This is a genomic window from Kitasatospora sp. NPDC059722 (assembly GCF_042733235.1).
In the GTDB taxonomy this organism is placed as follows: domain Bacteria; phylum Actinomycetota; class Actinomycetes; order Streptomycetales; family Streptomycetaceae; genus Kitasatospora.
In genome coordinates this window covers 1-14568 of the sequence record NZ_JBHWGD010000006.1, presented here as the reverse complement: position 1 = coordinate 14568, position 14568 = coordinate 1, and the positions used below count along the sequence as shown (strand labels likewise).

8 protein-coding genes and 1 pseudogene are annotated in these 14568 nt (G+C 72.1%); 6 read left to right on the top strand and 3 right to left on the bottom strand.

The genetic code is table 11. The features are described from left to right. The first annotated feature begins 610 nt into the window (after nt 1-610). The 3 genes from ACFV4F_RS05250 (at nt 611) to ACFV4F_RS05240 (ending at nt 8312) form a co-directional block, all read left to right on the top strand. On the top strand, nt 611-4522 hold the full coding sequence (locus ACFV4F_RS05250; protein ID WP_380500510.1) for a ricin-type beta-trefoil lectin domain protein: 3912 nt from the start codon (nt 611-613) through the stop codon (nt 4520-4522). A gap of 228 nt (nt 4523-4750) precedes the next feature. After that, nucleotides 4751-5098, top strand: a complete 348-nt coding sequence (locus tag ACFV4F_RS05245) for a hypothetical protein (RefSeq protein WP_380500509.1) — start codon at nt 4751-4753, stop codon at nt 5096-5098. 235 nt (nt 5099-5333) lie between these two features. Continuing rightward, on the top strand, nt 5334-8312 hold the full coding sequence (locus ACFV4F_RS05240; RefSeq protein ID WP_380500508.1) for a helix-turn-helix transcriptional regulator: 2979 nt from the start codon (nt 5334-5336) through the stop codon (nt 8310-8312). A 22-nt stretch (nt 8313-8334) separates the two neighbouring features. Here the strand turns inward: ACFV4F_RS05240 and ACFV4F_RS05235 are convergent, their stop codons facing one another. The 3 genes from ACFV4F_RS05235 to ACFV4F_RS05225 form a co-directional block, all read right to left on the bottom strand. Next, complete coding sequence (locus ACFV4F_RS05235; RefSeq protein ID WP_380500507.1) at nt 8335-9609, bottom strand: MAB_1171c family putative transporter; 1275 nt, start codon at nt 9607-9609, stop codon at nt 8335-8337. Further along, nucleotides 9602-10039: an ImmA/IrrE family metallo-endopeptidase gene (locus ACFV4F_RS05230; RefSeq protein WP_380500506.1), complete on the bottom strand. Its 438-nt coding sequence runs from the start codon at nt 10037-10039 to the stop codon at nt 9602-9604. Before ACFV4F_RS05230 ends, ACFV4F_RS05235 begins: the two co-directional genes overlap by 8 nt. Before the next feature lie 192 nt (nt 10040-10231). After that, on the bottom strand, nt 10232-10660 hold the full coding sequence (locus ACFV4F_RS05225; protein WP_380436237.1) for an XRE family transcriptional regulator: 429 nt from the start codon (nt 10658-10660) through the stop codon (nt 10232-10234). Between the two features lie 147 nt (nt 10661-10807). Between ACFV4F_RS05225 and ACFV4F_RS05220 the strand changes: the two genes are divergently transcribed. From ACFV4F_RS05220 to ACFV4F_RS05210, 3 genes and pseudogenes are all read left to right on the top strand, one after another. Then, nucleotides 10808-11683 (top strand): HEAT repeat domain-containing protein, encoded by an 876-nt coding sequence (locus ACFV4F_RS05220; RefSeq protein ID WP_380436235.1) that lies wholly within the window; start codon nt 10808-10810, stop codon nt 11681-11683. Nucleotides 11684-12094: 411 nt separating this feature from the next. Next, nucleotides 12095-14233 (top strand): restriction endonuclease, encoded by a 2139-nt coding sequence (locus ACFV4F_RS05215; RefSeq protein ID WP_380500505.1) that lies wholly within the window; start codon nt 12095-12097, stop codon nt 14231-14233. Between the two features lie 185 nt (nt 14234-14418). Beyond that, nucleotides 14419-14568: pseudogene (locus tag ACFV4F_RS05210) on the top strand (ABC transporter ATP-binding protein); the annotation flags it as partial.

Here is a 14568-nt window from a genome sequence, read left to right as displayed (position 1 = left end):
TGTGACCAATGTCACTTCAAGTGCAATGCGCCATGAGCCCCGACAACTCGGACAGCCCGCCGGGGAAAGCCTTTGACAGTCGACGAACGGCGAGGGCAGCGTGCGGCTGGCCTGCACTCAATTCCCAAACGATGATGGGAACTTCATGTTGAGGTCGAAACTTCACGCTCCCCCACCAGACCGCCACCGGGACAGGAAGCGGACATTCAGCGCCGTTCTTCTCCCACTTGCCTGCACCACGGTCATCACACTCAGTGCTGGACTCCTGGTGGTCCCCGGTATCGCCGTCGCCACCCCCGCCGACCGGGGTCACGGCCCCGCGGATCCGTCCTGGCCGTCGCATCCGGCCAAGCCGGCCGGCCCCACGACGCCGCGGAACGAGGCGGTTCATGCCGCCCAGTCCAAGGCGAGGAGCACCGGGAAGCCCGTCGTCGTAGATCTCTTGACCACAGGAGGAAGCCAGACCGCCGCGAACCCGGACGGGACACTCACGACCACATCGGCCCCGGTGGCTGAGCGGGTCCAGAGTGCCGACGGCAGCTGGCGTCCTGTCAACGCGACCCTTCGAGCCAACTCCGACGGGACGCTTTCACCGACCGCGGTGCCGTCCGTGCTGACCTTCTCCGGCGGTGGCACCGGCCCGCTGGCCACCATGGCGACGCCCGACGGCAGGAAGCTCGCGATCAAAGCGCCTTTCGCCCTGCCCAAGCCCGAGCTCAACGGCGACACCGCTCTCTACCGTTCCGTCCTGCCCGATGTCGATGTGGAACTGACCGCGACCGCAGGCGGCGGCTGGCGCCAGGTCCTGATCGTCCGCACCGCTCAAGCCGCAGCCAACCCCCAGGTCAAGAAGCTGCACTTCGACACGGTCGGCGACGGGCTCGCGGTGAAGGCGGACGCCAACGGAAACCTCACGGCCGAGGACGCGGCGGGCAAGGTGCGTTTCACCGCACCTGCACCGGTCATGTGGGACTCAACGCCTGCGGCGGCCGCTCCTGCCGCTGTTCCAGAGCCGGGGACCCGTGGCAAGTCCGCTGAGGCACCTGCCCCGGACAACGCCTCCGCCCCGGCCGAGTCGACCACCAAGGCCCCCGGCGGCAACGCCAAGGTCGGAGCGATCACCACCACGGTCAGCATCGGCGGCATCGATCTTGAGCCCGATCCGTCCGTGCTTGGGAAGGGCACCGGCCCCTGGTACATCGACCCGGGCTGGAACCCCAGCATCGACAACAGCACCCAGGCCTGGGCGCAAGTCCAGTCGGCCTACCCCAAGACGACGGAGTACAACGGCACCCAGTACGGCCAGGACACTCCGGCGGCCGGCTACTGCGGCTACATCGACACGAACAACCGCTGCGACAAGGAGGGCCGCGAGCGCGCCTACTTCCAGGTGGGCCTGAACTCCGCCTTCTGGGACTCGACTGTGCTCTCGGCAAAGCTGTACGCCACCGTCGCCCGGTCATCGAGCCCCTCCACTCCCACACCGATGGGCCTCTACTCCACCGGTTCGGCGAACAACAATCCGATCAACCAGTGGACCCGCTGGGAGGCCCAGCCCTGCCCGGAGCCCTCGAACTGCACCAAGATCGGCACGAACTGGATCTCCGGGGAAGGCGGCAAGGAGTTCGACGTGTCCGGCGTGATGACGCAGGCAGCGCGTAAGCACTGGGGCGGGTGGACCTTCCTGTTCGCACCCGACGACGAAACCAACAAGTACTACCGCCAGCGGTTCGCCAACAACCCGCACATCGTCGTCACCTACGACTTCACCCCCGTCATCAGCACCCCCGCCACCAGCCCCACCCCGGGCTTCGCCGCCAGCTCCGACTACGGCAACGCGTGCCAGACCCCGGGCACCGTCAACCCGTGGGACACCCCGGGCTGGGTCGGAGCCAACACCGACATCAACCTGAGTGTCGATGCCTGGTCCCCGACCGGCGAACAGCTCTGGACGACGTTCAAGATCTGGGACGACGACGCCGGCGGCGCTTCCTTGCTCTATGACACCAACTGGGCGGCCAGCTCCGGGCGCAGGACCGTCAGCGTCGGTTCACTCGCCGACGGCCACCAGTACGGCTGGTTCGCGGTGACCGATGACGGCACCCTGCACAGCGCGAACACCGCGATGTGCTACCTGCGCATCGACCGGACGCCGCCGACCGCCCGGATCACCTCGACCGACTTCCCCGAGTCCGGCACCCTGGGCGGCCACCCGAAGCTCGTCGGTCAGGAGGGCACCTTCGTCCTCACCGGCACCGACCCGGCTCCGCCCGGTGGCGGCCGTTCCTCCGGCCTGGCCTGTGCCCGCTGGACCAACGACCCGGTCCAGGCCGCGTCCACCAACTGGAACTGCAACGACGGCGGCAACATCGTGAAGATGGACGTCAGCGGCACCTACACGCTGAAGTACACGCCGTGGCACTGGGGGACCAACTTCCTCTACCTGCAGACCCAGGACAACGCGGGCAACATGTCGCAGCCGGTCGCGTACACCTACTACGTGCCGAGCAACCCCGACGCCCCCGCGCCGATCATGGGCGACGTCGACGGCGACCGGAAGGCCGACGTCCTCCTGCCGGACGCCACTGGCGCGCTGCGTCTGATCGGGGCGAGCACCGACCCGTACGCGGCTCCCAACGCCAAGCCGCAGTCCGCACCCGGCACCAGCGACTGGAACAGCGTCCAGACCACCCACCGCGGATCGTTCAGCGACCGGAACGTCGACGACCTGATCGCGCACGCACCCGGCGCCACCAAACTGTACCTGTACGCCAACGACGACATTGCCGCACATCTCGACGGCCAGGCCGCCGTCGAGATAACCAAGTCCCGTAAATGCGCGCTTCCTGACACCACGACGATCACCTGCACTGACTACGGCAACAGCGGCGACTGGTCCGCAGTCACCCAGATCGCGGCATTCGGATCGACCTCCGGAGACACCCCCGTCAAAGCCGGCACAGGCCTTTCCGGACTCCCCCGCTCCTCCCTCCTCTTCGTCGAGAACGGCAGGCTCTGGCTCGCCAAGTCGAACAGCGCCAAGACCCTCGACGGCCCCGCCATCCTGCTGTCCGGGAACAACCAGGACTGGAACCTCTACGACCTGATCACCCCGGGACCGGCCAACGGCACCGACATGCCCACGCTGTGGGCCCGCTCCAAGAACGACGGCACCATCCACACCTACCAACTGGCAACGACCGCATCCGGCGGCTTCGACGCCACCGCGTTCACCGACCCCACCAAGGGCTGGATCGCCGGCGGCATCGACCCGAAGCTGTACCCGAAGGTGGGCTCCAACGGTGACCTCACCGGCGACGGCATCCCGAACCTCTGGGCCGTCGACACCAACAGCCAACTGGTCGCCTGGTCCGGCACCGGCACCAGGTCCCCCGGGACGGACAAGAGCGGCCCGACCGTGACCGGACTGGAACAAACTCCTGTCGTCCTCGGCAGCCTCAACCGGCCACTCGGGAACTGGCTCGCCACACCCGACGGCAGCACCAACGTCCTCGACGGCCAGGGCCGCGCCAACGGCACCGCAGCGGGAATCGGCTGGAGCGGCGACCAGGTCGACGGCCGATCCGCCACCGTGGCCACCTTCGCCCCGGGTAGCGGCTCGAACATCACGATGTCCGGCCCCGTGGTCGACACCCGCAAGAGCTTCACCGTCTCCACCTGGGCCAAGTCGGGCCCGGCCGGCGGTGTGATCGCCAGCCAGGACACCGTCCACGGCAGCAATTTCATGCTGTACAGCGACGGCGCCGGAAAGAACTGGACTTTCGCCCTTGCCAACGGCGACAACGACAACTGGCCGTACGACTGGACCTCCACGGCCAATGCCAGCGCGCCGGTCCGCCCGGGCGTCTGGACACGGCTCACAGCCTCCTACAACGCCGGAACGGGGTTGATGTCGCTCTACGTCGACGGCGTCCTCGCCGCCACCGGCTACCACCAGGCACAGTCCAGCCCCCCGTCCGCAGGCACCTTCACCCTCGGCCGCTACAGGTACCAGTCCAAGCCCACCGTCTCCTTCGACGGCAGCATCAGCAGCACCGCCGTCTACCCGTTCCCGGTCAACCCCACAGCAGCTGGCACGAGCGGAGTCGTCCAGTCCGCTGTCAACGGCTCAACGTGCATCGACGACAACAACTCCGGAACCGCCGACGGCACCGCCATCCAGCTCTGGCAATGCAACTGGCGATCCTCACAGACGATCACGTTGAACGGAGACGGCACCATGCGGGTTCTGGGTGGCTGCCTGACCCCGGCCAACAGCGGCCGCGACAACGGCACGCCCATCGAATACCGCACCTGCAGCGGCACCGCGGCCCAACAGTGGTTCCCGCTCGCCAACAACACGCTGTACCACCCGGCCTCCGGTCGCTGCCTGGACCTGCCCTACGGGAACCCCGTCAACGGAAACCGACTCCAGCTGTGGGACTGCAACTCCGGCAGCGGCCAGCAATGGATCAACGCCAACCTGCGCACCGCAGTGCTGCCGGCTCCGCCACGCTCATGACCTCCGGCTGAGTTCCGAACCGGTGCCTCGGGCCCGTTCCGCTGATTGGTGGAATGGGCCCGAGACCGTTTCGCCAACACGTCTCCACGACTGTCGGCCCACCCCGCAGCCAAGGGAACCAGTGCCCTTGATCCCGGCCCCCACCCGACCACCAGCGGCGGACGCCTCTCCCCCAGGTCGGGGTGCGTGGCTCGGTGGGGTGTTCACGATCTATTGTGGCGGGCGCCGGTGGCGGTGTTGGGGTGGAGGTGTGGACGGTGGCGGGGCAGCGGCAACACCGCGACCGCGGGCAACGCCGGCGGCATCGCCAACATCACCAGCGCCACGCTGACCCTGGAGGCCAGCACCGTCAGCGGCAACACCGCCAACAGCCCGGGTGCCACCGGCGGCGGCCTCGCCAACCTGGGCACCGCGACCCTCATCGCCAGCACGGTGACCGACAACAGCGCCGACACCGCCCCCGGCGGCATCTACAACAACACCGGCACGGTGGGACTCGTCGCCACCACCGTGGCCGGCAACCGCCCGACCAACTGCGCGGGCAGCCCCACCCCCGTCCCCGGGTGCTCCGGCTGACCCACACCCACGCCGCAACGGCGCCGCCGGGAAAGCCTCCGGTGGCGCCGTCGCAGCGTGCGCGGACCTGTCAACACCAAGGTCATTCCGCGCACTTGATGGCCAGTCGGACACGCCGCAAGGCCCCGCGCTTGCCAGATGATCAGCTGATATGAATCAATACGCAAGGTTCATTCATATCAGCTGATGGACTGCGGGCTGGGCCAGGGGGACCGGCGGGACGGGGGTGGCACACGTGTCGCGGTGGCGGACGCCCGACGATACAGAACTACTGGCGCGCGAAGGCGAGCTGACCCGGCTTCGGGCCGTCGTCGACGGTCTGCGCAGCGGCCGCGGTGCCGTGATCGAGATCGTGGGCGACCCGGGGACGGGAAAGAGCGCGCTCCTGCGCGTGGTCGCCGACCATGCCCGGGCGCGCGGCATCCCGGTCTCCCAGGCCCGCGCCGTGCGACCGCCGACGGTGCCGTACCAGATCTTCGTGGACGCGTACGGCGACCGGCTCGCCGGTGAGACCGCCGATGAGCAGCGCGACCGCTGCCGCGTCTTCCGGGACTCCAGGGCCGGCACCGGGCCGACCTCCGAGGAGCACTTCCGCCGTGGGCGGGTGGCCCGCGAGCTGCTGGCCGAATGGGCCGCCACGGCGGGCGGTGGCGTGCTGTTGCTGGACGACGTCCACCTGTGCGATCCGGAGTCGGCCGAACTCGTCGCCCAGCTCGTCCGCACGCCGGTGCCGGGCCCGTTGCTCCTCGCCGTCGCGCACCGGCCCCGCCAGACCGCCCTGCCCCTGCTGGAGGAGCTGAGCCACGGCGTGCGGGCCGGCAGCGTCGTCCGGATCGAGCCAGCCGCGCTGGACCCGGCGGCCGTCACCGCCCTCCTGGGCCGCCGGGGTCCGGCGAACGCCTACGACCCGCCCGACGTCGTCGGCAGCACCGAGAGCGCGGGCACCGTCGGCACGCCCGCCGACGCCCGTCGATTGTGCGCCGCCGCCGACGGCAACCCCGCGTACGTCCGCATCCTCGCCGCTGCCGACTGGCATCCTGACGACTGGCCGGCGAGTCCCGGGGAGGACCGGGACGGACTGCTGCGCGAGGCGGTGGCGCTGGCAGCCGAGTTGGACGCGCTCACGCCGGACGCGGCCGCAGCGGTCGACGCCGCCGCCGTGTTGGGCGACCACATCGAGCCGGCGGATCTCACGATGGTCTCGGGGCTCGAACCCGCCCGCGTCCACGCCGCACTCGCCGAACTGACCCGTGGCGACCTGCTGCGTCCCGTCGCCGGAGGCGCGCGGTTCGCGTTCCGGCATCCGGTGCTGCGGCACGTCGCCCATGAACGCGCGGATGCCGTCTCCCGGGTGTCGGCCCATCGCCGGGCACTGGACCTGCTCACGGACCGCGAATGCACGGCCGCCGCCCGCGCCCGGCACGCGGAGCAGCTGGTCGGCACGGACGGCGTCACCGCGCTGGAGCTGCTGGTCGAAGGCGCGCAGGAGATCGCCGACGACGCGCCGGCCACGGCGGCTCGTTGGCTCGGGCTGGTGCTCGAATCCCTGCCCGGCAGGGACGCCCTCCGGCTGCCCACGGATTCGCTGGTGCTCGCCCGTGCCCGCGCACTCGCTGCCACCGGCCGACTCGCCGACGCGCGGGCGCTGACCCACGAGGTGCTGCGCGAGGCGGCGCGCCTCGACCCGGAGCTCCGCGCCGAGGCGTACCTCGTCTCCGCCCTCTGCGAGCGGCAGCTCGGGCGCTACCGGGAGGCGGAGGCGCTGGTCCGTGCGGCCTTGGGCGACCTGCCCGGGTCGCTGCCTGGTCCCGGTCCCGGTCCCGCTCCCGCGCACGTCGCCGAACTCGCCCTGGAATACGGCCGGGTCTCGCTGCTGGAAGGGACCTACGAGCAGACGCACCTGTTGGTCGGGCGCGCTGTGCAGGCCGCGAACGGCGCCGAGGACCGGACATCGACGGTGGCCGCCAGGGCACTCGCGGCTCTCGGTGACACCTACCTCGGCGACGTGGCGGCCGCAGCGCCCGCGGTCACCTACTGCGCCGGGCGACTGGACGGTCTGCCGGACACCGTGCTGGCCCGCAACCCCGAACTCCCCGCCGCGATCGGCTGGTCCGAGGTGTTCCTGGAGCGCTTCCCGGCCGCCTCCCGGCACTTCGGGCGGGGTCTGGCCGTCACCAGGGCCGGCGGCCCGCAGCAGATGCTGCCGCACCTGCTGCTGGGGCAGTGCGGCCTCGACACCCGCACCGGCCGGCTCGACCGGGCCGTCCGCTCGGCGCTGGAGGCCGAACGGCTGGCCCGCGCCGCCGGCGCCCACGACGTGGCCGGCCGCGCCATGGCGCTCCGGGCGACGGCACTCGCGTGGGCACAGGGCACGCAGCAGTCCGCTGCCGTCGTCGCGCTCGCCGAGGCGGGAACCCACGGCACCCGTCCCGGCGACAACTGGTGGGCGGGTTCCGGGGTCGGTGCGCTCGCCCAGGCACAACTCGTCACCGGTGACGCCCCCGCGGCGCTGCGGACCCTGCTGGAGGACGGCGGGGGTGACGGCCTGCCGTTGCTCCAGCCCACCCTGCTCCCCCAGTGGCTGGGCGTCCTGGCCATGGCGGCCGTGCGCTGCGGAGACCGGACCGGCGCCGAACGCTGGGCCCGGCAGGCCGACTCGGCCGCCGACCGGCTGGGACTGCCCGGCCAGCGCATGCACGCCCGCCGGGCACGGGCCCTCGTCCACGCCTCCGGCCACGAGCACGACACCGCCGTCGTCCTGTTCGACCAGTCGGCGCAGGGCTTTCGGCGCGCGGGCCTGCCGATCCAGCAGATCTGGACCCTCGTGCTGGGCGCGGCCTCGACGGCGGCGGTCCACGGTCCTGCGGCTGCCACGGCCCAGCTGGACTCGGCCCTGCATCTGGCCCGTCACTACGGCGCCCTGCGGCTGTCCGAGGAAGCCCTGCGGGAGCAGGCGAAGCTGACGACCGGAACGACCCGGGCCCACCGTCCCGCGACGGACCGACGGCAGCCCCTGCGCCTGCTCACCGAGCGCGAGCGGGAGGTCGCCCGGCTGGTCGGCGCCGGCGTCACCAGCCGCCAGGTCGCCCACGAGCTCGTGCTGAGCACTCGCACCGTGGAGACGCACCTGCAGCGGATCTACCGCAAGCTCGACGTACCGTCACGAGCCGCACTGGCCCGCCTGGTGGAGCGGGAGCTGCACAGCCCGGGGTAGGCCGGGCAGGGGCGGTCCGACCTCATCCGCGGACGCTGTTCAGCTCGTCGCGCACCCGGCTGCGGACCCGGGCCACGGCCGGGGACGCGGTGAAGGCGGCCGCCACCTTGATCAGCCAGGCGACCTCCTCGTCGATGCCGACCTGCCCCTCGGACGGGACGTATCCGGCTGACGGTTCGGCGGGGTAACGGTGCCCGGCCCCGGCCGCCTCCAGGGCGGCGGCGATGCCGGCCGCCTCCACGGTCGCGGCGACCTCGTGGCGCCGACGAAGGCGCACTCCGCCGGTGGTCGCGGTGAACTCGGCGACCCACGACGGCACCTGCGGGTGCACGTACGGACGGAGCGCGAGCTGGCCGTCACGGATCTCGATGATGCGGCGGTAGAGCGCGAACTGCGCACCGTGCGGCGTGCGCCGCCCCGCCCGCGCGGTTTCCGGCAGCAGCTCCACCGCCGGCACCGTCGCCCGCAGCACCGACCACAACGGTTCCAGTCGGCGGTACGCGTACCGGGCGCGCAGAGGTCGCCACCACCTCGCCAGGTGGCCGCCCCAGGCGGGCGCGGTCGCTCCGGCCAGCATCAGGACGACGCAGACGAGTGCCGACACGGCGGACGCCGCGCTCTCGGCGCCGATCTCACCGCCGGTGGTCAGCAGGTCGACCACGTCGTTGACGTTGCCGGCGATCCAGAGCAGCCCGATCACGGTCCCGGATGCCATCAGCCGCAGTCCGGAGCGGAGCGCGCCCGGCGGCATGCGGCGGGCGGCCCGGCCGGTCAGCAGTCCGAACACGGCCAGCCGCCAGACCAGGTGGGCCGTGAGCAGCCCGATGTAGGCGACCAGGAGGAACCGCCGCCGGCCGTGCGCGACGACGAGGGCGCCCACCTGGGTGGTGCCGGCGGCGACGTACGCGCCGACGCTCAGCAGGAAGGCCCCGGCCGTGATGGCCGCCTGGCGTCGGAGCCCGCCCCGGACACCGCTCCGGATGCCGTCCGGCGGCTGGATCGAGTAGGCCAGCATGGCCAGGAAGCCGACCGCGAGGAGTTCCAGCTCGTCGCTGACGAGCCGGAGGCAGCCGAATCCGAACCAGGACCACGGCCAGGACCCGAGGCCGCTCACCGCGGTGAACGTCGCCGGAGGCGTCGTCGCCAGCCCCAGCCCCAGGCACAGCCCGGAGGCGTACACGTAGCGGAGCGCCGGATCCGACCGCCGACCGCGGTCGGACAGGGCCTTGGCCGCCGTTCCGACGAGGGTGATCAGGCAGGCAAGGTAGTCGGCCACGTCGGCCAGCCGGTCACTCATGGTCTGCCGCACGGCTCCTCGGTGCCGGTCCGAACACGGAGCCCAGCCGGGTCACCCGGTCGTCGGAATCGCCGGTGTCCGCGGACCCGGTCCGGGTCCGGTGCCTGGCGCGTTGCAGGACGAGGGAGGCGATCAGTTCGGCCTCCTGCTCCTGACGGTCGGAGTAGGCCGAGCGGCCGAGCACGCGCCGGATCAGCTCGCCCGACAGATGGGGCATCAGCGCCTCGGACGCGGCCGATCCGAGCGCGGTCGTGCCGGTGTGCCCGCAGAGCAGGTGGCCGACCTCGTGGAGCAGGATGTGCTGCTGGTGCAGCACGCTGGTGTCGGAGGGGTATCCGATGTAGTCGGCCCGGTCGGTGCTGGCCAGGATCCCGCACGGGCCCCTGCTCCGCCCCGGCAGCGGCACCAACTCGAGTGGCCTGCCCCGCATTCGCGCCAGTGTCTCGGCGAGGGCCGGCATCTCGAAGGGCTCCGGAAGGGGCAGCGCCTCCGCGATCTCCCGGCACCTCCGCCACAACTCCGCGTCCCTGTGGTCTGCCTGCCTCACGATTCCTCCCCCCGGGCTCGTCGACGGCGCGCCGACGAGAAGTGATCCTAGGCGCGGACGACGGTTCGGCTGGAATCAGCCGGCCCGCCCGGCGTTGGCCTCGCGTCTGGCGATCGCCTCGATCATGTCGCTGATCGTCCCGAGCCCGTCGGCGGACAGGGTCACCGCGCGCAGGGCCACGTCGCGCACACCGGAGTCGCGCAGGGCGCCGAGAAGCTCCAGCTCCTCGGCGATCCGCGCGCTCCGCTCGTCGTCGAAGAAGTAGACCGGGGACACCTGGAAGAAGGTCGCCAGCGCCTCCAGGTGACGCTTGGTCGGGTTGTCCCGCCGACCGGTGCGCAGCTGCCAGAGGTACGTCGCCGAGAAGCTCTCACCGGTGGCCTCACGGCAGGCCCGGGCGACCTCGTCATTGCTGTACGGCTCGCGGTTGGGACGGCGAACCACCTGGAACAACCTGTCGATCCTGTCGGCGAGCGTCGACGTGCCGGGGTCGGGGCCGAGCATCGCGGACCTCCCTCACACCTCGCACCGTTCGCCCGGATGCACCGGGCCTCTCGTCGCGATCATCCTAGGTGACACAATCGGGGTGCGTGCCGGACGAAGGCCGACGCCCACCCCGGCCTGCCGGGTTACCGAAAGTCGACTGCCCCCATGGACCTGATGCCCGCGGAGATCGACGGCCTCCTCACGAACTACGTGTACCGGGACGACGGTGCCCTCGACGACCTGATCGCCGCAGGACCGGCGAGTCTGCACCGGCTCCTCGCCATTCTGGCCGGCCGGGCCGAGCCGGGCTGGGACATGGCGGAGATCACGCGCCACGACCGGGACGACTACCGGCGCCCCGGCTCCTTGCAGATACTCCTGGCCAAGGCCTTCCCGGATGCGCTCTTCGATGCCCTGGCAGACGATCCCTCGCTCGAATCGGTGCTGGCCCGCGAGACGTTCTCGTGCGTCGAGGATGCGCGGACCCTGCCGTTCCTGGAGCGCCAACTGCGGTCCCGTAGCCCCGAGTACCGCCGCCGGGCGCTGCGGGGTCTGGCCGAGAACGGGACGGCCGATCACACGGAGGCCGTCCTTGCGTGCCTGGCGGACCCCGAGGTGCGGCCCGACGCACTGGCCACGCTGGCGCGGCTGGGTGACGCCCGGGCCGTCGAGCCGTTGCTGCGCGCGCACACCGCGGACGACTCACCTCTCGCCCGGCTCGCCGGACTGGCCCTGGACCAGGTCGAGCAGCGCCTCGGCGGCCCGCCGGCACCGCCGGTCTGGCGCGAGCTGGGGCCGGTGGCGTTCACCGCGGAGACCGTGGGGCTCGGCGTGCCGTGGAACGTGGCCGAGGTCCTGGTGGAACCCGGGCAGACCGTCCGGGGCGGCGAACTCATGGCCACCCTGTCGAATGACGCGATCGACCAGGAACTGATCACGGACTGGCCCGGCACGGTCACGGAGGTCCGGATCACCGTGGGCGACGAGGTTCCGGAGGCGGCCGTCGTCCTCGTCGTGAGGTCGCGCCGCCGGATCGGGTAGCGACGCGAGTACGGTCCGCGGAACAGCCGGAGAGAGCTCCCGTGTTGTGACAGACAAGGGACCGGCCGACCCATGGATGACGGAGCGTCAGCCATGGCCGGCCGGTGCTGTGGAGCGATCGGCGGCCGCTCAGCCCTTGGAGTTCTCGCGGAGTCGATTGATCCCGATGATCCCGGAACGGTGCACTCGGGCACATCGGTAGAACTACGCAACCGGAGACTGCGGTTCACCCTGCGGCCGGAAACCCGGGAACCGGGACGTGCGGGCCCCGAGGAGGAAGCGAGGATTCAACACGCCCGCCCACCAGCAGCGGACGCCTCCCCCCGCAGGTCGGGGTGCGTGGCTCGGTGGGGTGTTCACGTTCTATTGTGGCGGGCGCCGGTGGCGGTGCGTGGAGTGGAGGGGTGGACGGTGGCGGGGCGGCGGAACGACGGGGTGCTGGCGGTCTGGGCGGAGACGCAGCGGCAGCAGCAGCGCCGGGAGGAGGCCCGCTGGCGGGCGCAGGCGGCGGAGGACCGGCGCCGGGAGCGCGAGTTGCGGGAGGCGCAGCGGGCTGCGGTGCGCGGCGAGCGGGAGGCGCAGCGCGCGTACCAGCAGTCGCGGGAGGCGGACGCGGCCCGGCGGACGGCCGAACTGGACGCCCGGGTCGAGGAGTTGCGCGGGTTGCTGGCGGCCGGGCTGCGGGAGCCGGAGTTCAGCCCGCAGGCGTTGCTGGCGCCGCGTCCGGTGCCGCCGTTCGAGCCGGGTGCGCTGGGTGAGCCGGTGCCGATGCCCGATCAGAACGCCTACCTGGTGCCGCCGCCGGATCCGGCGCAGTCCCGCAACGCGGGGGTGTGGCAGCGCTACGAGCAGTACGCGGCGCAGGCGCGCGCCCGGTTCGAGCAGGACTGGTACGCCGCGCAGGCGCAGGAGGCGGACCGGCAGCGGCGGCTGGCGGCCTGTCACCAGGAGTACCTGGAGCGGGTGGCCAGGCACCGCAGGGAGGACGAGGAGCGGACCGTCCGCACGGAGGAGCTGCTGCGCCGGCTGCGTGCGGGCGAGCCGGAGGCCGTCCAGGAGTACTTCACGGCCGGGCTGTACGCGTCCGCCGCGTGGCCGGAGGGCTTCCCGCACCGGCTGGTGGCGGCGTGGGAGGCCTCGTCGCGCCAGCTGGTGGTGAACTGGGAGCTGCCGGGCCCGGACGTGGTGCCGGCCGCGGTGCGGGTGCGGTACGTGAAGTCGGACGACCGCGAGGCCGAGGTGGCCCGTCCGGCGACGGAGCGCAAGGCGCTGTACCGGGAGGTGCTGGCGCAGACCTCGCTGCGGGTGGCGGCGGAGCTGTTCCGGGCGGACCGGGACGGGATGCTGGACTCGGTGGTGCTGAACGGTTTCGTCCGCGGCATCGACCCGGCGACCGGCCGGGAGTCGGAGCGCTTCCTGTCGACGCTGTCGGCCGCGCGGGCCGACTTCGCCGGGCTCGCGCTGGACCGGGTGGCGCCGGTGGAGTGCTTCCAGGGCCTCGGCGGCACGCTGTCGGCGCGCCCTGAGCGGCTGGACGAGGTGCGGCCGGACCGGCTGCCGGAGACGGTGGGCGGGAGCCTGGCCGGGCACGGCGGCGAGGACGACCCGGACCTGTTCGAGATGGACCCGATCGAGTTCGAGAACCTGATCGCGGAGCTGTTCCGGCTGCGCGGTTTCCGGGTGATGACGACGGCCCGCAGCGGTGACGTCGGGGTGGACGTGGTCGCCGAGGACCTCGATCCGGTGACCGGCGGCAAGATCGTGATCCAGGCGAAGCGCTACCGCTCGACCGTCTCCCCCACGGCCGTGCGCGACCTCGACTCCACCGTGCGCCACCACGGCGCGATCAAGGGCATCCTGGTGACGACCGCGGGCTTCGGCCCGGGCTCGTACGAGTACATCCGCAACAAGCCGCTGTCGCTGGTCAGCGGCCCCGAGCTGGTCGAGCTGCTGGCCGAGCAGGGCCTGCGCGGGCGGCTCGGCGGCGCCCCGCACGCCGTCGACGAGGCACCGGACGGGGACGGGCCGGCCGAGCGGCGCACCGGTGTCGAGGTGGTGTGGCGGAGCCGGACGGCCGGCGGGGACGCGGTCGAGCTGGACGTGACGGCGTTCGTGTGCGCGGGCGGCCGGGTGCTGAGCGACGAGCACTTCGTGTTCTTCAACAATCCGCAGGACCCGGACGGCGCGGTGCGCCTGCACCCGACCCGTTCGGTGCCGGGCGAGCCGTTGCGGGCCGCCCGGGTCACGCTGGACCCGGCCCGGCTGGGGCCTGCGGTGGAGGAGGTGGTGATCGCCGTCTCGACCGAGGAGGAGGAGCCGCCGGCGCTGCCCCTCGGGTACGTGCACGGGCTGGCGCTGACGGGCGCGTACGGGCAGGGCGTGGCCGGTCCCGAGCGGTGGACGGCCGACACCGGGGGCGTGCCGGACAGCGCGATGCTGGTCGGGGCGTTCCACCGCAACGGCGGGGGCTGGCGGTTCACGCCCTCGGGCGCGTCGGTGACCAACGGCCTGGCCGGGCTCGCGGGGGCGTTCGGCGTGGCGGTCGAGTAGCGGGGCTCCGCCGAGCGGTATCGGGGTCGAGCGTCATACCTGAGGAGGAGAGGGGCCCCCTCCGCTACGGCAGGAGGGCGGGGGTCACCCCTCCCCGGGACATACAAATCGCCTTCGAAGTCCTTGGAAGGATGGAACGTACCCGATCATCCGTTCCCGTCCCCTCCAGGAGTCTCCCCGTGACGATGCCCGCAACCGCCGTCCGCACCGGCCGGGCGGCCGCCCGCGCCACCGGCCTGTACAAGGTCTACGGGGAGGGCGAGACCCGCGTCGTCGCCCTGGACAACGTCACCGTCGACTTCCCGCAGGGCGAGTTCACCGCCATCATGGGCCCC

Bases quoted from the DNA above. Each gene is read 5' to 3' on its own strand.
- ACFV4F_RS05225 (WP_380436237.1), bottom strand. From the start codon at position 10,660: ATGCTCGGCCCCGACCCCGGCACGTCGACGCTCGCCGACAGGATCGAC.
- ACFV4F_RS05220 (WP_380436235.1), top strand. From the start codon at position 10,808: ATGGACCTGATGCCCGCGGAGATCGACGGCCTCCTCACGAACTACGTG.
- ACFV4F_RS05235 (WP_380500507.1), bottom strand. From the start codon at position 9,609: ATGAGTGACCGGCTGGCCGACGTGGCCGACTACCTTGCCTGCCTGATC.
- ACFV4F_RS05230 (WP_380500506.1), bottom strand. From the start codon at position 10,039: ATGCGGGGCAGGCCACTCGAGTTGGTGCCGCTGCCGGGGCGGAGCAGG.